Origin of the sequence: Paenibacillus sp. W4I10, assembly GCF_030816325.1 — a bacterium.
Taxonomy (GTDB): Bacteria; Bacillota; Bacilli; order Paenibacillales; family Paenibacillaceae; genus Paenibacillus; species Paenibacillus amylolyticus_B.
The window spans coordinates 6,202,952-6,223,359 of record NZ_JAUSXX010000001.1 but is presented as its reverse complement, the minus strand read 5'-3'; the positions used below and the strand labels follow the sequence as shown (position 1 = coordinate 6,223,359).

19 protein-coding genes are annotated in these 20,408 nt (G+C 46.3%); 3 read left to right on the top strand and 16 right to left on the bottom strand.

Annotated elements, in window-relative coordinates; translation table 11 throughout:
• Positions 1 to 536 precede the first annotated feature (536 nt).
• Complete coding sequence (gene xylA, locus QF049_RS27830) at positions 537 to 1,853, bottom strand: xylose isomerase (protein WP_091019299.1); 1,317 nt, start codon at positions 1,851 to 1,853, stop codon at positions 537 to 539.
• Between the two features lie 199 nt (positions 1,854 to 2,052).
• Here xylA and QF049_RS27825 point away from each other — a divergent pair, with 199 nt between their 5' ends.
• Complete coding sequence (locus QF049_RS27825) at positions 2,053 to 3,219, top strand: ROK family transcriptional regulator (protein WP_307542105.1); 1,167 nt, start codon at positions 2,053 to 2,055, stop codon at positions 3,217 to 3,219.
• Positions 3,220 to 3,366: 147 nt separating this feature from the next.
• On the top strand, positions 3,367 to 3,564 hold the full coding sequence (locus QF049_RS27820) for a hypothetical protein (RefSeq protein ID WP_053779005.1): 198 nt from the start codon (positions 3,367 to 3,369) through the stop codon (positions 3,562 to 3,564).
• A gap of 140 nt (positions 3,565 to 3,704) precedes the next feature.
• Here QF049_RS27820 and QF049_RS27815 read toward each other — a convergent pair whose 3' ends face one another.
• Positions 3,705 to 3,935 (bottom strand): glutaredoxin family protein, encoded by a 231-nt coding sequence (locus QF049_RS27815; RefSeq protein WP_036668031.1) that lies wholly within the window; start codon positions 3,933 to 3,935, stop codon positions 3,705 to 3,707.
• Between the two features lie 62 nt (positions 3,936 to 3,997).
• On the bottom strand, positions 3,998 to 4,939 hold the full coding sequence (trxB, locus tag QF049_RS27810; protein ID WP_036668032.1) for a thioredoxin-disulfide reductase: 942 nt from the start codon (positions 4,937 to 4,939) through the stop codon (positions 3,998 to 4,000).
• 256 nt (positions 4,940 to 5,195) lie between these two features.
• On the opposite strand from trxB, the gene QF049_RS27805 reads away from it, so the two are divergent.
• Complete coding sequence (locus QF049_RS27805; RefSeq protein WP_036606933.1) at positions 5,196 to 5,927, top strand: ZIP family metal transporter; 732 nt, start codon at positions 5,196 to 5,198, stop codon at positions 5,925 to 5,927.
• A gap of 123 nt (positions 5,928 to 6,050) precedes the next feature.
• Here QF049_RS27805 and QF049_RS27800 read toward each other — a convergent pair whose 3' ends face one another.
• The 13 genes from QF049_RS27800 to QF049_RS27740 all read right to left on the bottom strand — a co-directional run bounded on the left by QF049_RS27800 (position 6,051) and on the right by QF049_RS27740 (position 20,062).
• Entirely contained in the window at positions 6,051 to 6,809 is a 759-nt protein-coding gene (locus QF049_RS27800) for an alpha/beta fold hydrolase (protein WP_307542101.1), read from the bottom strand.
• A 25-nt stretch (positions 6,810 to 6,834) separates the two neighbouring features.
• Positions 6,835 to 8,850: a heavy metal translocating P-type ATPase gene (locus QF049_RS27795; RefSeq protein ID WP_307543452.1), complete on the bottom strand. Its 2,016-nt coding sequence runs from the start codon at positions 8,848 to 8,850 to the stop codon at positions 6,835 to 6,837.
• Between the two features lie 419 nt (positions 8,851 to 9,269).
• Positions 9,270 to 10,577: a homocysteine synthase gene (locus QF049_RS27790; protein WP_124118132.1), complete on the bottom strand. Its 1,308-nt coding sequence runs from the start codon at positions 10,575 to 10,577 to the stop codon at positions 9,270 to 9,272.
• A gap of 238 nt (positions 10,578 to 10,815) precedes the next feature.
• Positions 10,816 to 11,661 (bottom strand): sugar phosphate isomerase/epimerase family protein, encoded by an 846-nt coding sequence (locus tag QF049_RS27785; protein WP_307542097.1) that lies wholly within the window; start codon positions 11,659 to 11,661, stop codon positions 10,816 to 10,818.
• A 37-nt stretch (positions 11,662 to 11,698) separates the two neighbouring features.
• A complete protein-coding gene (kduD, locus tag QF049_RS27780; protein ID WP_307542095.1) occupies positions 11,699 to 12,451 on the bottom strand; it encodes a 2-dehydro-3-deoxy-D-gluconate 5-dehydrogenase KduD in 753 nt (250 codons plus the stop codon).
• 77 nt (positions 12,452 to 12,528) lie between these two features.
• The gene (locus QF049_RS27775; RefSeq protein ID WP_124118135.1) at positions 12,529 to 13,287 is read right to left on the bottom strand and encodes a DeoR/GlpR family DNA-binding transcription regulator; all 759 of its coding nucleotides are present in this window, start codon (positions 13,285 to 13,287) and stop codon (positions 12,529 to 12,531) included.
• An 85-nt stretch (positions 13,288 to 13,372) separates the two neighbouring features.
• Entirely contained in the window at positions 13,373 to 14,212 is an 840-nt protein-coding gene (kduI, locus tag QF049_RS27770; RefSeq protein ID WP_036606918.1) for a 5-dehydro-4-deoxy-D-glucuronate isomerase, read from the bottom strand.
• Positions 14,213 to 14,370: 158 nt separating this feature from the next.
• Positions 14,371 to 15,354 carry a zinc-dependent alcohol dehydrogenase family protein gene (locus QF049_RS27765; protein ID WP_307542092.1) on the bottom strand — a complete coding sequence of 328 codons (984 nt, stop codon included), beginning with the start codon at positions 15,352 to 15,354 and terminating at the stop codon, positions 14,371 to 14,373.
• Between the two features lie 208 nt (positions 15,355 to 15,562).
• Entirely contained in the window at positions 15,563 to 15,892 is a 330-nt protein-coding gene (gene cyoD, locus QF049_RS27760) for a cytochrome o ubiquinol oxidase subunit IV (protein ID WP_307542090.1), read from the bottom strand.
• Positions 15,893 to 16,513 carry a cytochrome o ubiquinol oxidase subunit III gene (gene cyoC / locus QF049_RS27755; protein ID WP_091038523.1) on the bottom strand — a complete coding sequence of 207 codons (621 nt, stop codon included), beginning with the start codon at positions 16,511 to 16,513 and terminating at the stop codon, positions 15,893 to 15,895.
• Positions 16,514 to 18,484 carry a cbb3-type cytochrome c oxidase subunit I gene (locus QF049_RS27750; RefSeq protein WP_124118137.1) on the bottom strand — a complete coding sequence of 657 codons (1,971 nt, stop codon included), beginning with the start codon at positions 18,482 to 18,484 and terminating at the stop codon, positions 16,514 to 16,516.
• Between the two features lie 21 nt (positions 18,485 to 18,505).
• The gene (gene cyoA, locus QF049_RS27745) at positions 18,506 to 19,480 is read right to left on the bottom strand and encodes a ubiquinol oxidase subunit II (RefSeq protein WP_124118138.1); all 975 of its coding nucleotides are present in this window, start codon (positions 19,478 to 19,480) and stop codon (positions 18,506 to 18,508) included.
• A gap of 318 nt (positions 19,481 to 19,798) precedes the next feature.
• Positions 19,799 to 20,062: a hypothetical protein gene (locus QF049_RS27740; protein ID WP_091038518.1), complete on the bottom strand. Its 264-nt coding sequence runs from the start codon at positions 20,060 to 20,062 to the stop codon at positions 19,799 to 19,801.
• Positions 20,063 to 20,408 lie beyond the last annotated feature (346 nt).

Below are 20,408 nucleotides of genomic sequence, written 5' to 3'. Positions count from 1 at the left end.
TTTGCTTCCTCGGGTCCTTTCTGCTCACTTCGTTCTGCATGCACCATCTTAGACAAACATTTATATCAAAACATTAAAAACATACTCGCTTTTATTAGCAGAAACATTGATCCAATGACCTTGATTTGTCATTGGTTATAAATGAAACCTCGATGCTCATGTAGTCACTCCTTGATCAGAAAACCCTTGGATCGCCGTTACCCCCGGATTTCCTTTAATCCCTTTGGCAAGGGAGAAATCCGGGGATAAATGCGACCGCTTTGCTTCCTCGGGTCCTTTCTGCTCACTTCGTTCTGCATGTACCATCTTAGACAAACATTTATATCAAAAATTTAAAAACCGCGTTGTTTGTTTAACCAAAAAACCGCCCCCGTCTTCCCAAGGGAAAGTCGGGGACGGTCCGAATGTCATGCTTGTTCAGGCGTTCCATGGTACAAGCTAATCTTGTGCATAGGCTAGTTTGGACACGGATGTCCAACACATATGAGTTGAATAACCATCGGTGGTCGACGTGACCAACCCTGCCTAATCCACTATTAGTCAGCCAGAATGTACTGGTTGAGTTGTGCTCTCAGCAATTCCTGACGTCCGGATTGGTTTTTGCGTGGGCTTTCGTTGTTCAGTGCGTACTCAGCAAGGGAAGCAAGTGTTGCTTTACCTGCAACCACATCTGCGCCAATACCTTCGCTGAAGCTGCTGTAACGTTTTTCGATGAAGTCATCGAACACGCGATCTTCAATCAACTTCGCTGCTACTTTCAGACCTTTTGCATACGTGTCCATACCTGCGATGTGTGCCAGGAACAGATCGTCAGCTTCGAAGGAACCACGACGTACTTTTGCGTCAAAGTTCACACCGCCACGGCCGATACCGCCGTTTTTCAATACTTCATACATGGTCAACGTAGCATCGTACATATCAACCGGGAACTCATCCGTATCCCAACCGATCAACATATCGCCTTGGTTCGCATCGAGGGAACCGAGCATGCCGTTTGTACGAGCAACACGGATTTCGTGATCAAATGTATGACCAGCCAGTGTAGCATGGTTTGCTTCCAGGTTAAGTTTGAAGTGTTTGTCCAAACCGTATTTTTGCAAGAAAGCAATGGAAGTTGCTGCATCATAATCATATTGGTGTTTTGTTGGCTCTTTTGGTTTAGGCTCGATCAGGAATTGTGCATCAAAACCAATTTCCTTCGCGTAGTCTACAGCCATGTGGAACATACGAGCAATGTTGTCTTGCTCCAGTTGCATATCTGTGTTCAGCAATGTGTCGTAACCTTCACGACCGCCCCAGAAGACATAGTTTTCAGCTCCCAGACGTTTACCCACTTCCAGACCTTTTTTGATCTGTGCTGCAGCGTGAGCATACACGTCTGCGTTGCAAGTGGATGCTGCACCAAACATGAAGCGTGGGTTCGAGAACATGTTTGCCGTGTTCCAGAGCAGTTTTTTGCCGCTGGATTTCATATGATCTTCAATCAGATCAACAATGGTATCAATGTTGCTGTAGAACTCGCGCAGGTTGTTGCCTTCTGGTGCAATGTCCACATCGTGGAAACAGAAGAACGGGAGATTCATTTTTTCCAAAAATTCAAATGCCGCTTCCACGCGTACTTTCGCGAGGTCCAGACCCGAGTATTTATCCCACGAACGAACAGCTGTCTCCGCACCGAACGGATCACTGCCGCCTGCAGTTAATGTATGCCAGTAAGCCATACCGAAACGGAAATGTTCTTCCATCGATTTGCCGGCTACCACTTCTTCCGGATTATAATGTTTAAAAGCAAAAGGATTCTTGGAATCTTTACCTTCGAATGAAATTTTATTAACGGATTCAAAATAGGCCATGTGTAAAATGCCTCCTCAATAGTTTTAAGAAATCGTTTACACCGTTATCCTATCACATCGAATTTACTTTGTCTATTGGTTAAACAAAGTAAAAATAAAATTGTTTTTTACACGCTTGTTTACGCTATAATAGTCGAATAACTTGTTTCGGATGTGGGTCAGAACCCTTTTATCAGAAGAATAGGAGTGCCTTAACGATATGAAAATAACCGGAGACCAGATGCTGGTCAAAAAAATAAACAAGTCGATCGTGCTCGATACGATCCGGCGTCACGCTCCCCTCTCTCGGGCGCGGGTATCTGAGGTTACAGGACTGAACAAAGCGACGGTCTCCAACCTCGTTGCTGATCTGATCAGTGATGACCTGGTACAGGAGATTGGCCCTGGTGAATCCAGCGGCGGACGTAAACCACTCATGCTGCTGTTTCGAGGGACATCAGGCTATGCAGTCGGTCTGGAACTCAGTGTGACCCATTTGAAAGGCGTGCTTACAGATCTGGAAGGACACATCATTACAGAGTACGCAGTGACCTTGGAACATCATGACGTGTCCTCTGTACTGGAGCAATTGAAATTGGCGGCAAAACAGCTCATTGAAGCAGCTCCTCCTTCCCCTCACGGTGTAATTGGTATTGGCATCGGCGTGCCGGGCATGGTGGATGAGGCAGGAACGGTCCTGTTTGCACCCAACTTGGGGTGGGAGAAAGTAGCTCTGCGCTCGATGCTTGAAGAAGAATTTGAACTGCCTGTAACGATCGATAATGAAGCCAATGCTGGTGCCCATGGAGAGCTGAATTTTGGGGCAGGTATCGGTGTCCGTCACATGATCTACATCAGTGCAGGCGTGGGGATTGGTTCAGGCATCATGGTGGATGGTGAATTATACAAAGGTGCGTGGGGTTACGCAGGGGAAACAGGCCATATGTCCATTGAAGCAGAAGGTCTTCCCTGTTCCTGTGGTAATCGTGGTTGCTGGGAGTTATACGCATCGGAAAAAGCCTACGAGCACCCGGATCATCAGCTAAAATTACCTGCTCATACCACACGCGAGCTTATTCATCATGCGGAGCAAGGCCACGATGCTGTTCAAGAATTATACAATACGATTGGACGCAAACTGGGGATTGGCATTACCAATATCGTTAACAGTTTCAACCCGGAACGTATTATCATTGGCGGTCCGCTCTCTGAAGCAGGTCCCTGGATTGAAACAGCGTTAAAACAAGTTGTCGAGGAACGTACATTACCTTATCACCGTCGAAGTTTGCAGATTGAATGGGCAGCTCTGGGCAGCCGTTCCACCCGCGTTGGTGCCGCTTACTCTGCGATATCCCAGTTTTTAGGAAAAATTAGGGTGTCTGTCTAATAACAGATGAAAATTGACATCATTTCGCCCCATTTCCTCCCTTTTTGTTAAAGAAATCCAGATGTATAATGGGGTTATGTGATTTTTGTCATGGCTGTGTGAATCAAGCTGTGTTAATTCCGATAACGAAACGGAGTGAAAAAAAGCGTGACCTACGTGGATACTTCAGATATCTCGGCGCAAATGTTTGTCACCGTACTCCTGTTCTTGATTGTGCTTGCGCCCCTGTTCAGCCTTGGCATACTCCGATTGTTCCAGAGCAAAAAGAAGGCTGGTTTCATGTACATGCTGTCAGGAGTGCTGGTATATGTTGTGTTTCAGACTTTCATGAGCATTTTTTTCTAAATTATATGCTGCCTTATGCACAAAAAACCGTACCCTTCCGGGTACGGTTCTTTCTATATCCTAACGGCTCGCGAAAACCGGAATTGCATATGAATCGAAAATTTCTTTCAATACATGATGATTCAGGTAATTAGCCTGATTTAAGCGTCCAATGCTTTGGCAAATTGAGTTTTGTTCATACCCAGAATCCGGTGTTCACCAATTACTGTCAATGGCACGGCACGTACACCCATGTCCCATACTTGTTGTGCAAATTCATCGCTAGTTTCGATGTTGCGCTCTTCATAAGAGATACCTTTGTCAGCCAGGAATGTTTTTACAGATTTGCAGTTCGGGCAGTTCGTTGATGTATATACAATTACGTTTTCCATGTTTAATTCACCTCATATGGTTTTATATTAATCTATAGTTTGGTTGGAATCAGCTCATTCTATTACAGAACAACTGCGCTGTGCTCCAAGCTTTCAATGTATTTCTCTGTGTCCATGGCAGCCATACATCCGCTACCTGCAGCTGTAATCGCTTGTTTGTAACGTGTATCCTGAACGTCACCACATGCAAATACGCCTGGGATGTTTGTCTCGGATGTACCTGGTGTAGTCAGGATATATCCATGTTCGTCCGTAGTGATCTGTCCGCCAAGGAAACCAGTGTTTGGTGTATGACCGATAGCTACGAATACGCCGCTTGCCGGAATCACTTCTTCTTCACCTGTTTCGTTGTTCAACACTTTCAGTCCGGTTACGCCGTTGTCGCCAGCAAGTACTTCGAGTGGTGTACGGTTCAAAGCCATCTCTACTTTTTCGTTGCTGCGTGCACGATCCTGCATGATTTTGGAGCCACGCAGTTCTTCACGACGGTGTACCAGCGTTACTTTGGAACCGAAACGGGACAGGAAGCTTGCTTCCTCAAGAGCAGAGTCACCACCGCCGATAACGATGATTTCTTTGTTACGGAAGAAGAATCCATCACATGTTGCACATGTGCTGACACCGCGCCCTACATTTGTTTCTTCACCAGGAATACCCAGGTATTTAGCAGATGCGCCTGTAGACAGGATCAATGTTTCAGATACGAGTTCACCCATACCTTCAACTTGAATCTTGAATGGACGCTCGCTCATGTCGATGTTGTTCACCCAGCCTGTGCGGAATTCAGCACCGAAGCGCTCCGCTTGTTTACGCATGTTGTCCATTAGTTCAGGACCCATAATACCATCAGGGAAACCTGGGAAGTTCTCCACTTCAGTCGTTGTTGTTAGTTGGCCACCAGGTTGTGGTCCTTCAATAACAAGTGGGTTCAAGTTGGCACGTGCCAGATAGATTGCTGCTGTCAGCCCTGCAGGGCCTGTTCCAATAATAATTGATTTATACATGTATAGTTCCTCCCCCGGGTTCTGCAAAAAGGTTAGACCCTCCGGCATCAAAAGCTTAGGCTTTTGCATACACTAGAACGAAAAGCCTACATCATGTCCACAAGTCCTGCCTGTGAAATGACAATGGCCCTATGCAGAAACGGAATTCTAATTTATAATCATTCTAATCTGTTGTTCATTATGATCTCTTTTATGTACGGTGTCAATGCTCGGCAGCGATTATGAAGAAGTCTTCATCAGGAGGGAAAATGGAAGCATGAACGATGCACTCATTGGCAGTTTTATATCAGCCATGTCTACCGGCCTAGGGGCCGTACCAATTCTATTTATGCGCAAAATATCGCACCGTCTGCGTGATATCTTGCTGGCATACGCCGCAGGCATTATGACCTCGGCCTCGGTGTATAATCTCATTCCGGAAGCGCTTGGCCAATCGAATCTCTTTGTACTCGCATTTGGTATTATGCTTGGTAGCCTGGTTCTACTGGTGCTGGAGATGAAGATTCCACACGTCGATCTGGAGAATCCCGAGAAAATGCCTTTTAAAATTGAAACCAAAGCCTTCATGATTATTGCAGCCATCACCATGCATAACCTGCCAGAAGGGTTATCCGTAGGAGTTAGCTATGCAAGCTCGGATGAGAACCTGGGCAATCTCATTGCCTTTTCCATCGGATTGCAGAATGCACCGGAAGGATTCCTGGTAGCCCTCTTTCTTGTGAACCAGAACATTGGCCGCTTCAAAGCGCTGGGTATTGCTACATTGACCGGAGCGGTAGAGATTATTACAGCTATGATTGGTTACACATTAAGCAGTCTCGTAGCTGGTCTTGTGCCTTATGGTCTGGCCTTTGCAGCCGGTGCGATGATGTTCATTGTTTATAAGGAACTTATTCCCGAGAGTCACGGCGATGGCAATGCACGTGTGGCGACGATGTCCTTTTTGCTCGGGCTCATCACAATGATTGGTCTGACCGAGCTGTTTTAATTGAAGACTAAAGAACCCGAGCGAACAGTCCAAGACTGTCGACCGGGTTCTTCGTTTTGCCACAAATGAAGATTCCATGAAATTACTGGGACCGTCTGTCAGAGGCATTATGCCCTCTCCTGATCAGGATTGGATGAAACGAATCAATTCCGAATTGAATTTTTCCAATTCATCATAGAATGCACCATGACCGCTCTCTTCAAAAGCAATCAGTTGAGACGAAGCGATGCCTTGGTGCATCTGCTCGGCGAACTCAAACGGACAGATCTCATCTTTTTTCCCGTGCAAAATGGCTGTTGGCACCTGAATCGAACTCAGGTCACCTCGCAAGTCCTCATCCCGCAACGCAATTGCACTGCGAATGGTACCATAAGATGAAGCTTCCATGCCGAGAGCGTGGAACCAATCCATGAATGGCTGGCTGTGTTTCTTCGCGAAGAACATGCCGCCAAACGTCTCCAGCAACTTCGGACGATCTGCAAAGATCGGCTCAATGATCTGCTCGTTCAGCTGCTCTGGAGTCAATCCATACGGATAACCTTCACGCTGTGTGAACACAGGTGCTGCCGCAGATAACAAGGCCAGCTTGGAGACACCATGTCCCTTATGGCGAGCCATGTAATGTACTGCGATCGCTCCACCCATGGAGAACCCTGCGAGTACCGCTTCTTTCAACTCCAGATCATCAATAACGGCACGAACATCATCCGCCATGCGATCATAATCATATCCTGTGGAAGGCTTATCCGATAAGCCATATCCTCTAAAATCTATCGCAATGGCACGAATGCCATGGTTCGGCAGTACATTCAACTGATATTCAAACATTTTATAATTAACAGGCCAGCCGTTCAACCAGCCGCATACTACCAGCGAAACCAATTAACCATCTTCCTCTCAAATCTGATTACCGTAGCAGCCTAAGCCCATTCAGAATAACCAGAATTGTACTGCCTTCATGACCTACCACACCCAAAGGCAATGCGACGTCTTGGAGGAAGTTACCAGCAATTAAGGCCAGAATAACGGTGATGGCAAAAAACATATTTTGTTTCACCGTACGCTGAGCTCGACGAGCCTGCCCAATGACCCAAGCGATCTCTTCAATGTTATCGTTCATCAGTACCGCATCAGCGACCTCCAGTGCAGTTCCGCTGCCGGACAATCCCATCCCCATACCCACAGTAGCTGCTGCAAGTGCTGGTGCATCATTTACGCCATCCCCTACCATCAGCACAGGACCATACTGTTTGCGGAGCACTTGGACCTTCTTCACTTTATCTTCTGGCAGCAAGTCTGCATAGACCATGCTTACCCCCGTTTCACGCGCAATCACAGAAGCTGATCTGGCCCGATCTCCTGTTAACATCGCAACTTTTACACCCATGGCTTCCAGCTTTTTCACTGCAGCTGCTGCCTGTGGCCGTACGGTGTCCCGCATGGCGATCAGCCCAACTAATTCACCATCAGCCATAACAACGGATACGGTTTTCCCCTCCCCCTCAAGACGGGAGCATACATCGCCCCACTCAGAAGATACCTTCACATGGTTAACACCATGTTCATCTGGATCACCAACGTTGCTATCTTTCATCTCCTCTGACTGCATTGATCCCAGTACATCTGTTTTGCCAATGCTCCAGACCACACCATTTATAGTTCCTTCGATACCCCAGCCTGTTAGAGCCTGGACGTGCTCCGCTTCCTGAAGTGTAATGTTCTCCATGTTCGCCTGATCTACGATGGCACGAGCCAAAGGATGCATGGAGAGGTTCTCAATTGCCGCTACCGCAGCTAAGAGCTGGGCGCGATCTACATTTTCAGACGTAATAATATCAGTGACTTGTGGGTTGCCCATGGTTAATGTACCTGTTTTGTCAAAAGCCACAACCCGCGTGCGAGCCATATTCTCCATATGGGCACCACCCTTGAAGAGAATGCCACGGCGCGCACTGCTGGACATCGCGGACAACATGACAGGCATGATGGAAGACACCAACGCACAGGGTGAAGCAACAACCAGAAATACCATCGCTTTATAAAATGCCTCATTCCATGTCCAGCCAAGCAGCAGGGGAGTTCCTGCAATCACAAGTAAGGTCACCCCTACAACAATGCGCGCGTAAATCCCTTCAAACCGCTCCATAAAACGCTGGGAATCCGGCACTTCTGCCTGCGCTTCTTCCACCATTTTAATGATTTTGCCAAACAGTGACCCTTCAGCCGATTTTGTAACCTCTACGTATAAGGCACCCTCCCCGTTTACCGTACCTGCATAGACTTCATCCCCCGCAACTTTGTCCACAGGCAGGGATTCTCCGGTGATGGACGACTGATTGATAAAAGAACTCCCCCGGTACACGACACCATCTGCTGGGATGAGTTCTCCCGGTTTCACCAACAGCAGATCACCCGGCTGGAGATCATCAATAGCCACAAGGTTCATCTGTCCATCCTCAATACGCAGTGCTGTCTCCGGCTTCAGCGCGAGCAATGATGAGATATCCTTATGACTGCGCTCTGTCGCATAACTTTCCAACGCACCACTGAGTGCAAAAATAAAGATCAGCATCGCGCCTTCATTCCAGTAACCAATGGCTGCTGCCCCAAGGGATGCGGCAATCATCAGCAGGTTTACATCCAGATCGCGGTCCTTCACCAGTGTCTCGATGCCTTCCTTCGCTTTGGTCCAACCGCCAACGGCGTACGCCACAATGTAGAGCATGATGGATAAGGTACCAAAATACGGTGCAGTTCCCCAAGCAATCAGCATCAACAGCCCGCTGCCCAATGCTGATTGCATCTCTTTATTCTGCACCATGGCTCGAAAATCAGGCTTCTTGCCCCGATTGGGGCCGGGTGTTTGGGATGAGAGTTGTTCTGCTTGTTTCTGTCTGTGTAGAGGTTGATGTATCACTTGCATATGAATCACGATCCTTTCGAATGTTAGATTTGCGGATGAGAGGCTGCCCCTTTCCGCTCCCAGAAATGAAGTTGTATTGAGAATGAGAGCCATTGTTAATGCCCTAAAAATGACACATGCTGCTGCGGGAATCCCGCAGCAGCATGGTTTTGTGAATGATTTTACAATAATCTCGAATGAGAATGATAATCATTTTTGTGCTTATGCAATTATTTTTACCCAATACAACTTTTAATCAGTATATGCCTGTGATCCTCATTTGTAAATGGCCTTTTTTCAATGGTTACTCATAAATGCGTGTTCAAAAAGACAAAAGCCGCTGTCCCGGAGGACAACGGCTTTAACCATCTATTGATATTCATTTGACCTGTTTATGGCATATCGCTTAAGAGATTGTTTACACATCCACCCCATGCCATCTATGCGCCTACACTTGCTCCCTGACTTGCTTTGATGGCTTGCTCCAGATCATAGATAATGTCTTGAATGTTCTCTGTGCCAATAGACAGACGAATCAACTCCGGATTAACCCCTGCGGCAGTTTGTTCATCTTCGGTCAATTGCGCATGAGTCGTACTTGCCGGGTGAATGATCAGTGACTTGGAATCGCCCACGTTTGCAAGGTGAGAGAACAGTTTAACATTTTCAATCAATTTACGACCGGCGTCCGCACCACCTTTGATTCCAAAGGTCAGAATCGCACCCTGCCCTCTTGGCAGATACTTCTGTGCAAGCTCGTAAGAACCGTGACTCGGCAGGCCTGCATAACTTACCCAAGCCACATCCTCATGTTTCTCAAGGAATTCCGCAACCGCAAGGGCGTTGCTACTATGACGCTCTACGCGAAGATGTAATGTCTCCAGTCCTTGCAGCAACAACCATGAATTGAATGGAGAGATCGTCGCACCCAAGTCACGTAGAAGTTGTACACGAGCTTTGATAATATAAGCAATCGGTCCAACCGCTTCCGTATATACAACACCGTTATAACTGGAGTCCGGCTCCGTCAATCCAGGGAACTTGCCACTTGCTTTCCAGTCAAATTTTCCGCTATCCACGATAACGCCACCAATGGATGTACCATGACCCCCAATAAATTTCGTTGCAGAGTGAACAACAATATCTGCGCCATGTTCGATTGGACGAAGCAGGTACGGACTTGGGAACGTATTATCCACGATCAAAGGAATTCCATGTTCATGAGCGATGGCTGCTACCGCTTCAATATCAAGTACATTCCCCTTCGGATTACCGATCGTTTCGGCATACAATGCTTTCGTTTTCTCCGTAATCGCTGCCCGGAAATTCTCAGGATCACTGGAATCCACAAATTTGACGTCCAGACCCAGTTTCGGCAAAGTTGTCGAGAACAGATTGTATGTACCTCCATACAAACTCGCCGAAGACACGATCTCATCGCCTGCACCAGCAATATTCAGAAGTGAAAACGTAATGGCTGCCTGACCAGAAGCTGTAGCCAGCGCTCCAGCTCCGCCTTCCAACGCCGCAATCCGTTGCTCAAACACGTCGGTTGTTGGATTCATCAGACGGGTATAGATGTTGCCAAACTCTTTCAAACCAAACAAGTTAGCTGCATGCTCGGTGTCCTTGAATCCATAGGATGTTGTCTGATACAAGGGTACAGCTCGCGCGTTGGTGGTTGGATCAATCTCCTGGCCTGCATGAATTGCCAATGTTTCAAATGAAAGCTCACGTTCGTTTGACATAAATCTGAATCCTCCCTCGATATATACGTTCTTTAAGTTCCTGATGTCTTCGCATGGTGGCGTATGTTTTCCATATTCTCTCACAAGATGTCGCATTTGAAAAGACTTATTTCCGATTGTTCCGATAAGAAAAATTAAATATGTATACTATTTATTTCTGTACTAAAAAAACCTTTGCCCTCGCAAAGGTTTTTCAGCTACTTTGGCTTAGGTATGCAATACCGAAGCCAGGGTTTTGTTAGACCCGAACTGCACTCCATACTTCACGCAAATGTTTGGCCGCAGGTACAGCTTCCTCCGCAGTTACGCCTTCAAGTGAAATGTCGATATGTGGCTTATATGTTTTTAGCAATTCAAAAAATAATGGGTAATCCAGTATCCCTGCCCCAGGTACCGGATTAAACTTCTCTCCCTGTGCATCAAAGGCTACATCTTTGGCATGGATCACAATCATGCGCTGATACAGCGATTCCATCACCTCGCGCAAGAAAGCCCCTTGATCTGCAGCATGTGGTTGCTTGATCAGATTACACGGGTCGAACAGCATCCCCAGATTCGATGAAGGAATCTCTTCAAACAAACGTGTCATATGTTCATGGGTATGAAGAGTATGTGTCGACACAGGTTCAATCGCCGCATGCACGCCCCATTTCTCCGCTTCCTCAGCCAACTCCTCAACCGTTTCTTTCAGCACACTCCACGCCTTCTCTTCATATCCATCCGGATGCGTATCCTGATAGGTGTCCAAGCCGCCGGTCTCCGTTGCTACCATGCTGCAACCAAAATCCCGGGCATAACGAAGATGCTCCTTGAATCGATCAATGTCCGCACGCCTTGTTACCGGATCAGGGTCAATCGGATTAATATAACAGCCCAATACCGCAATCTTCACCCCGCGCTGTGCAAATTGATCTCCGATCTCATTTGCCAGTCCAGGGCTGAGCTTGCCATTCGATGAGTCCACATCTGATAATGCTTTGGCCAGCGCCAGCTGTACGGAATTAAATCCGTTATCCGCAATCGTCTGCGCAAGCTGTGCTGTAGGCTGTTTGCCAAATGTATGCGCCAGAATACCAAGTTTCATCTCACTGCCTCCTTATGCTAATCCGATGATCAAACGATTAACGTGCCATCCAGCCGCCATCGACATTCAGCACATGACCATTCAGATAATCCGAAGCGGCAGATGCCAGAAAGACAACCGGCCCTTTCAGATCTTCAGGTGTTCCCCAACGCCCAGCAGGAATACGGGCTGTAATATCCCGGTACCGATTCTCGTCCGCACGGATCTGGGTAGTATTATCGGTTTCCATATAACCAGGTGCGATACCGTTAATCTGAATTCCCTTCCCTGCCCATTCATTGGCGAGTGCTTTGGTTAAACCGGCAACGCCATGTTTACTGGCTGTATATCCTGGCACATTGATCCCACCTTGATAGGACAACATGGATGCAATATTAATGATTTTGCCACTTCCGCGTTCAATCATATGTCTGCCTGCCAATTGGCTTAGGAAAAATACAGTGTTCAAGTTCAGACCAATGACATCATGCCAGTCCTGCCCTGCATGATCAGCCGCAGGAGTGCGACGAATGATTCCGGCATTGTTGACAAGAATGTCAATTCTGCCCTGGAATCCAAGCGCCTGTTCGAACACAGCTGACAACTCATCTTCACGACTTAAATCCGCTTCAATCACATAGGCTTTGCGTCCGAGTGCTTCAATGGCACTTGCCGTTTTCGCAGGCTTGGAATACGAGACCAGCACCACATCAGCACCTGCTTCTGCCAAACCAATGGCCATCCCTTGTCCAAGTCCTCCTGAGGTACCTGTCACCAGTGCAACTTGTCCGCTTAAATCAAATGGGTTCATGAATGATTCCTCCGCATGGTTTTGATATGCAATTCTTAGAGCCGTCCGTTCTTTAATCCCATGAATAATGAATGAAGTTAACTTTGATAATCCACTGTGACACCGCTCTGCTCGTATAAGGCAGCCGTCTCTTCATCCAAACGCCTATCGCTGATAATGTAGTCCAGTTCCGAACACTGGGCGAAAGTTCGCAGTGCAAATTGTCCGAATTTATAATGATCCACAACGCCGTATACTTGCTGCGAGGCAGATATCATTGCTTTTTTTAAAGGAACCAGATCTCCCGTGTATATGGATAATCCAAATTCTGGATGAAGGGCTGTCGTGGATATAAAGGCTTTATGAATGTTAAGACTGGATATAAATGCAGCCGTGTCATCCCCCACGAGCATATTCCGTACACGAGCCCCGCCAGGCACAACCAGTCGCACTTGCTCCTTTTTGGTCAACTCCGCAATAATGAACAGGTCATTGGTCACCACCGTCAGCGGTTGATTATCGAGACGTTTGGCCATCTCCAGCGTGGTGCTGCCACCATCGAGGGCAACGATATCTCCAGGTCGAATGTAAGCAAGGGCACGTTCAGCAATCTCCGTCTTCTCCGGATGATGTTTCTCGGTAACTCCGCGGCTATTCAAGATGCCATACTGGTCATTCTGAGCCAGCATAGCACCACCATGGACACGTACGAGCAGTCCCATACTCTCCAACTTGTCGAGATCCTCTCGCACTGTTTTCCCAGTCACCTGCAGCAACTCACTCAGATCACTGACGGTTACTTCCTGGCGCTCCAGCAGAGCCTCCATAATTTTTTCATGTCTTTTCAATGGATTCATCACAATCAACTTCCTATACCATCTGAGTCAAATGAATGAGTTTTAGCGTCTACCCTGTCAATTTAACTCAGACATCTGTAATTTATTATTTCAGGTCTTTCATGGCTACGCCGTCCATATCTTCGAACGTCTGGTTCTCACCAGCCATCGCCCAGCAGAAGGTGTAATTGCTTGTACCCACACCACTGTGAATGGACCAGCTTGGGGAAATGATCGCCTGGCGATCACGTACAACCAGATGGCGTGTTTCGTTTGGCTCACCCATCATATGGAATACTACACCGTCTTCAGGCAAGTTCCAGTACAAGTATACTTCGGAACGGCGGTTATGGGTATGTGCAGGCATCGTGTTCCACATGTTACCCTTGTCGAGTTCGGTAATACCCATCACCAACTGACAACTTTGAATTCCACCTTCTCCTTGGTGAATGTAACGATAGATCGTACGCTCATTGGAAGTTTCGATGCTGCCCAGATGATTCGGCTGAGCTTGTTCTTGTGTTGCTTTTACTGTTGGATAGGTGTGGTGAGCCGGTGTGGATACAAAATAGAATTGGGCAGGTTGAGCCTTGTCACTGCTCGTGAACACAACTTCCTTCACACCTCTACCGATGTAGAGACATTCCTTTGCTCCAATCTCATAACCTTGTCCGTCCGCTGTCACTGTTCCGTGTCCACCTACATTAATGATACCGATTTCACGACGCTCCAGGAAAAAGTTCGTTCCGATATCCTTCAGGTTCACTTCAAGGGTAATGTCCTTGCTCTCAGGTACAGCCGTTCCCACAATATAACGATCCACATGAGAATATACCGTTACCAATTCATCGGTTGCAAACAGTTGCTCCATCAAAAATTCCTCACGCAGGCGAGATGTATCATACGTTTTCACTTCATTGGGATGTGCAGCATAACGATTTTCCATTATTAATCCATTCCTTTCGTCATTTAAATTAGTTGAGATTGAGTTTGATAATGTTCATATAAGTTCATTTTAGTTCATTATGTATCTTTTGTGTACCTTTATTTTCGAAAAGTAATTTATGTGATAATGAGATTAAGACTTTTTCCAAGTCTTATGTACTACTGTAATAAGAGAACCTTCCCCTCGATACCCGATTCAGCCGCTGCAATAGCCTGTTGTAAATTCGTTAGTTCATACGTCGCCCCAATGTTTGCCATGACAAGCTTCTCTGCTCTGACCAGCTCCATCACCTCATGAAATACCTGTTCCCAGCGTTCTTGCGAACAGCGTTCCACCCAATGCTTTAACCAGAAAAGTTTCACATGAACTTGTGTTCCCCGGGTTACTTCATGCCATAATGGTGTGATCCCCGAAAGCAATCCTACACTGATGACCGTACCATTTGGCTTAAGGCAACTGACCAACTGTTCCCCGTCTGTCCCTCCAATACAATCCACGGCTGCATCAGCACCGCACCCCTCTGTTAATTCTGCGATTCTATCCTGTAGCAACTCTTTCGTTGTATTGATAACAGAAACTGCTCCAAGACGATACAGTTCAGCAGTATGACGATCATCTCTCGTAAGCGCAAACAATTTAAATCCATAGATTTTTGAGATCTGTGCAAAGATTCGCCCGATTGCAGATCCCCCTGCATTCACAATCAGGGTATCACCATACGTAAGCTTAAGCACCTCTGTACAGATCAACCAAGCCGTAACCGGATTAATATAGAGCTGACTGGCTGATTGATCATCGATATCATTCGGCACAATAATCGTATGTCGCTCCAAGGTCTTCACGACGTCCTGCCAAGTATTCTCACCTTTTAGCGGCAAGACGCGGCGCCCCAACATTTGATTGGATACTTCCGGCCCTACTGCTTCTACTATCCCCACACCTTCAAACCCCGGAACAGCTGGTAATCGGGTACGATGCGGGTAAGCTCCTCGAACAGGAATAATATCAGAGGGATTAATAGGCCGAGCATACATCCTCACTGCTAATTCACCGGGGCCTGGGGGTATCACATCTTTTTCTTCCATACATAACACTTCACTTGGTTCGCCAAAACGATAATAACGGATTACCCTAGCTTTCAATGGTACATCTCCTAAAATAATTTTGCTAAAATAGCTTTAGCTAAAATATTGAATATATTGACAATAGTATCAATGGTAAATTATCTCATCAACGACTTATTATGATATTTACAACTTTTTTTCATAAAAATATGCGATAACTTCTGCTAAAAAAAAAAGAGCCCCACAACCTTGAATTCCAAGGTCGTGAAGCTCTTTCATCATTAAATTAATGTGCAACAGCATTGTTAAGCATGATCCAGATCGAACCAATCACGATGGTCATCATAATTAGTAATCCGAAAATAAGGGCCATCACATTCCAGCGTGGTTTCTCTGTTTCACGGATATGCATGAAGAAGAAGAGTTGAACCACAAACTGAAGTGCTGCTGTACCAAGAATCACAATGAGTGTTCCTGTTTTGCCCATCATGTCATTCAAAACCACCACAAGTGGAATGATTGTCAGTACGACGGACAGAATGAAGCCGATGACATAAGACTTCAGTGAGCCATGTTGTTCATGGCCGTGGGCATCATGTGAGTTGTGCTCTGCCATCTACATCACCCCCATGAGATAGACGATCGACAGGAGGAAGATCCATACGACGTCCAAGAAGTGCCAGTACAAGCTGATGACGTTGATCTTACCGCGAGTAACGTCGGTAATCCCACGTTTTTTCAGTTGGAACATGAGTCCGATCATCCAGATCAGACCAAGCGATACGTGAAGTCCGTGAGTACCCACGAGGGTGAAGAATGCACCAGAAGCTGCACTCGTCGTGTAACTAAAACCTTCGTGAACCATCTCAACAAACTCGTAAACCTCCAGGGCGATAAAGCTCGCACCCAGAACAGCTGTAACAATCAGCCAGTTAATCAATTGTTTCACTTTACCCTGATTCATTGCCAGAACGGCAAGTCCGCTCGTAAATGAACTCGTGAGCAAGATAAATGTCTCGGCGATAACGCCAGGCATTTTGATCAGTTCGGACAAAATCGGTCCGCCCGCCGAATTGTCACGCAACACAATGAAGGTTGCGAACAATACGGAGAACAAGATAACGTCGGAAATCAGGAAGAACCAGAATCCGAGAATTTTCATTTCCTGTGGATCATGGTGGCCATGGTCATGACCATGCGCATGATTCTCACCGTGCTTAGCGGCTGCTTGAGCCATCTATACCGACCCCCTTAACGACGCTTCGGTACGCTTAATTTCGTCGACCGGAATGTAATAATCCGTATCGTAAGAGAATGAACGGGCGATCATACAGATGCCTACGCCAGCAAGTCCGAGAATCGCCATCCACAGCCAACCGAATACGAACCCAAAGCCGGCTACAAACCAGAAGACAGACATGATGAACGGAATGGAAGAATTCTTCGGCATATGAATTGGCTCATATACAGGCTCAGGCGGATGAATGCCTTTCGCACGACGTTCTTTCTCTTCCCACCACTCATCGATATCATCTCCGCGCGGTGTAACAGCGAAGTTATATTCAGGAGCTGGTGAAGGAATCGACCACTCGAGCGTACGACCATCCCATGGATCGCCGGAAGCTTTAAGTGTTTTGTATTTGCGAATACCGTCTGCAATTTGTGCAACTTGGAACAAGAATCCGACACCCATCAGGAATGCCCCGATTGTGGATACGAAGTTCAGTTCCCACCAGCCAGTATCCCAGCCGTATGTGCTCAGACGACGTGTCATACCCATCAGACCGACAGCGTACTGCGGCATGAAGCAGACATAGAAACCAATATTCCAAGTCCAGAATGCCCATTTGCCCAGTTTCTCTTCGAGTTGGAAACCGAACATTTTAGGCCACCAGTAATATAAACCAGCGAAGTATCCGAAGACAACGCCACCGATCAATACTTGGTGGAAGTGGGCAATCAGGAAGTAACTGTTGTGGAACTGGAAGTCAGCAGGAGCAACGGATAACAGAACGCCTGTCATACCCCCGACAATAAAGCACGGGATAAAGGCAAGTGTCCACATCATCGGAGTCGCCATGCGAATCCTTCCTCGATACATGGTAAACAGCCAGTTAAATATCTTAACCCCTGTTGGAATGGCAATCAACATCGTAGTTACGGCGAAGAATGCATTCACGTCCGCTCCTGAACCCATCGTGAAGAAGTGATGCGCCCATGTGAAGAAGGACAGGAAGCTGATAATTAACATTGCAAATACCATTGACTTGTAACCAAACAGTTTTTTCCGAGAAAAGGTACTTACAATCTCGGAGAACACACCAAATGCCGGCAAGACGACAATGTATACCTCAGGGTGACCCCACATCCAGATCAAGTTGATATACATCATTGGGTTACCGCCCAGATCAAGTGTGAAGAAATGCGCCCCGGCAAACCTGTCGAGGAATAACAATGCAAGTGTCACGGTCAAGATCGGGAAAGCAAACAAGATAATGATACAAGTGGAGAATACCGACCATGTGAACATCGGCATTTTCATCCATCTCATGCCTGGCGCACGCATTTTAATGATGGTAACCAGGAAGTTGATACCGGTAGCCAGGGAACCGATACCCGATATCTGTATACCCCATATATAGAAGTTCTGTCCGACCCCCGGACTGTGTGACAGCTCCGATAGAGGTGGATAACTCAGCCACCCCGCATCCGGTGAACCACCGATAACGAAGGACAGGTTAAACAGCATTGCTCCCAGGAAGAATAACCAGAAGCTCAATGCATTCAGAAACGGGAAGGCAACGTCCCTTGCTCCGATCTGTAATGGCACGATAACGTTAAATAAACCAAACATAAATGGCATCGCCATGAACAGGATCATGATCGTGCCGTGAGTTGTAAAGACCTGATTATAATGTTCAGGATGTAAGAAATCCATGTTAGGCATAGCCAGCTGCAGACGCATCATCAATGCATCCACACCACCACGGAACAACATGATAATGGAAGCAATGATATACATAATACCGATCTTTTTATGATCGACGGTAGTTAACCAGTTACGCCAGAGCCAGCCCCATTTTTTGAAATAAGTCAGCACCGTTACGATAGTTATCATCGTAATACCGATGGCCACGTCTGCTCCATAGATCAGCGGGTCGCCGGTTACGAAAAACTCCGATGCAAACTCTTTAAGTCTCTCTAACATTGGGGGCCTCCTTTCGAATCTTTAGTTAGCACTCTTGTCCTCATCTTGATTGGACACATCGGTTGGACTTTGAATGGCTCCAGAAGCTTCACTTGAACTTCCATGCTTACTGTGAGCACTTTGACCATCTACAACATACTTGGTCACAATATTTTGGAACAATCCTTCTGGGAAGGCAGAATAATAAGCAACATTGCTTGTTCCTGGTTCAGCCAGTGCTTTGTAACCTTCTGTAGTCAACGCCTGAGAACTCTGTTTCACTTCAGCTACCCAATTGTCAAAATCTTCGTCCGATGTAGCATTCACATCAAAACGCATTTCTCCAAAATGCTCACCTGTGAAGTTAGCGCCTGAACCCCAGTACTTGCCTTCATGATCTGCCTGCAGATACAAGGTCATCGCCATACCCGACATCGTATAAATCTGTCCTCCAAGTTGCGGAATCCAGAATGAGTTCATCGGTGAATCCGCAGTGAGTTCAAATTTCACGGGCCGGTCTGCCGGAATATTCAGCGTGTTGACCGTTGCAATCCCTTGCTCAGGATACATAAACAACCATTTCCAGTCCAGTGAAGACACTTGGATGGTAATTGGTGCTTTCTCGTGAGCCAACGGCTTCGAAGGCTCCAGATCATACGTGTAACGAACAGTAACAATGGCAAGCAGTCCAATAATGATGATTGGAACCGTCCACCAGATTGCCTCCGCCTTCGTACTATGAGACCAGTTAGGTTCATAAGCAGCTTTGTTATCCGGCTTGTCGCGGTAACGCCATACGATTACGGCAGACAAAATGAGTACTGGCACAATAATGACAGCACACAAAATTGTCGAGATGACAATCAAATCTCTCTGCGAAGCGCCAATTGGCCCCTTCGGATCCAGAACAACGTACTGTCCGCCTGCCAGCATTGGCCAGACAATCAATGCAATTGTAACCAACGTCAGGACAACCGGAATGATAATCCGGATTAGCGACCTAGGTTTCTTGTTCATTTTGATCCCCTCTCCTTAAATTCGCTCATACTGAAAAATCAGTATACTACTCTCTTCCTACTAAAGATATCAGAAATGAACAACTTTTTTGTTCTTGTTAACAAATTTGTCGATTTTACACCTTAAATGTGTGAATTTTTTCTCACAAATCGCTTGCATGGTTGATATTTGCACATTGTAATCTTTACACTTCAAGTCACAAAATAAAACCCTTTGCAGTCCCGTTGAACAGTGTCAACGAATCCGCAAAGGGCTTTATTGACTGGATTCCGGGAACTTATCCAGTCTTATTATGAACGAATTAACGCAGGATTATAATCAATCGGCGCCTTCGTCTTCCCGGCGTGTATGAACAAGGCCAATTGCTTTGGCAATAACGTAAATAAACACACTACCTACAAGGAATCCAATACCAACCATCAAGCCAAGATTACGATCATTAAAGTCGTTCAGATTGATCAGACACATGACCACTCCCGTAATGAGTGCGACCCATGCCAGAACTGTCATCGTCAAGACGGCGCGCCGCATATTTTTGTCTTTGCGCTCCAATTGGCTGACCATTGCTGTCTTCGATGCCATAGTAAACACTTCCTTTTCCCTTTTTGTAAGTGCTTTCCTTATACCAATATACCACATCAGTATGATTTTTAGTCAACAAATGTTCAAATTTTATTCGCAATTTGGACACTTTATTTTGATTTCAACCGTTGACAAAACATTTTTCAATTCACTCATACTTCTTATAACCCAAAAAACGTCTCTTCATAACAGGAACTGCACTTGACCTTATGAAACCTTTATGAACTACTCATTTCCCACGGTAAAAATACAAAAAAAAAGACGGCACATTGGAATACTCCAATGTTACCGTCTTTTTCATCTTCATTAAGGGAACCATATATAATAGGACCTGCTTTTCCCTTAA

What these genes read in the sequence shown, in the direction of transcription:
- QF049_RS27740 (WP_091038518.1), bottom strand. Translation starts at nt 20,062, where the DNA reads ATGGCATCGAAGACAGCAATGGTCAGCCAATTGGAGCGCAAAGACAAA.
- QF049_RS27795 (WP_307543452.1), bottom strand. Translation starts at nt 8,850, where the DNA reads ATGCAAGTGATACATCAACCTCTACACAGACAGAAACAAGCAGAACAA.
- kduD (WP_307542095.1), bottom strand. Translation starts at nt 12,451, where the DNA reads ATGAACCCATTTGATTTAAGCGGACAAGTTGCACTGGTGACAGGTACC.
- QF049_RS27805 (WP_036606933.1), top strand. Translation starts at nt 5,196, where the DNA reads ATGAACGATGCACTCATTGGCAGTTTTATATCAGCCATGTCTACCGGC.
- QF049_RS27775 (WP_124118135.1), bottom strand. Translation starts at nt 13,287, where the DNA reads ATGAATCCATTGAAAAGACATGAAAAAATTATGGAGGCTCTGCTGGAG.
- cyoC (WP_091038523.1), bottom strand. Translation starts at nt 16,513, where the DNA reads ATGGCTCAAGCAGCCGCTAAGCACGGTGAGAATCATGCGCATGGTCAT.
- QF049_RS27815 (WP_036668031.1), bottom strand. Translation starts at nt 3,935, where the DNA reads ATGGAAAACGTAATTGTATATACATCAACGAACTGCCCGAACTGCAAA.
- QF049_RS27750 (WP_124118137.1), bottom strand. Translation starts at nt 18,484, where the DNA reads ATGTTAGAGAGACTTAAAGAGTTTGCATCGGAGTTTTTCGTAACCGGC.
- QF049_RS27790 (WP_124118132.1), bottom strand. Translation starts at nt 10,577, where the DNA reads ATGTCAAACGAACGTGAGCTTTCATTTGAAACATTGGCAATTCATGCA.
- cyoA (WP_124118138.1), bottom strand. Translation starts at nt 19,480, where the DNA reads ATGAACAAGAAACCTAGGTCGCTAATCCGGATTATCATTCCGGTTGTC.
- cyoD (WP_307542090.1), bottom strand. Translation starts at nt 15,892, where the DNA reads ATGGCAGAGCACAACTCACATGATGCCCACGGCCATGAACAACATGGC.
- trxB (WP_036668032.1), bottom strand. Translation starts at nt 4,939, where the DNA reads ATGTATAAATCAATTATTATTGGAACAGGCCCTGCAGGGCTGACAGCA.
- QF049_RS27825 (WP_307542105.1), top strand. Translation starts at nt 2,053, where the DNA reads ATGAAAATAACCGGAGACCAGATGCTGGTCAAAAAAATAAACAAGTCG.
- QF049_RS27785 (WP_307542097.1), bottom strand. Translation starts at nt 11,661, where the DNA reads ATGAAACTTGGTATTCTGGCGCATACATTTGGCAAACAGCCTACAGCA.
- kduI (WP_036606918.1), bottom strand. Translation starts at nt 14,212, where the DNA reads ATGGAAAATCGTTATGCTGCACATCCCAATGAAGTGAAAACGTATGAT.
- xylA (WP_091019299.1), bottom strand. Translation starts at nt 1,853, where the DNA reads ATGGCCTATTTTGAATCCGTTAATAAAATTTCATTCGAAGGTAAAGAT.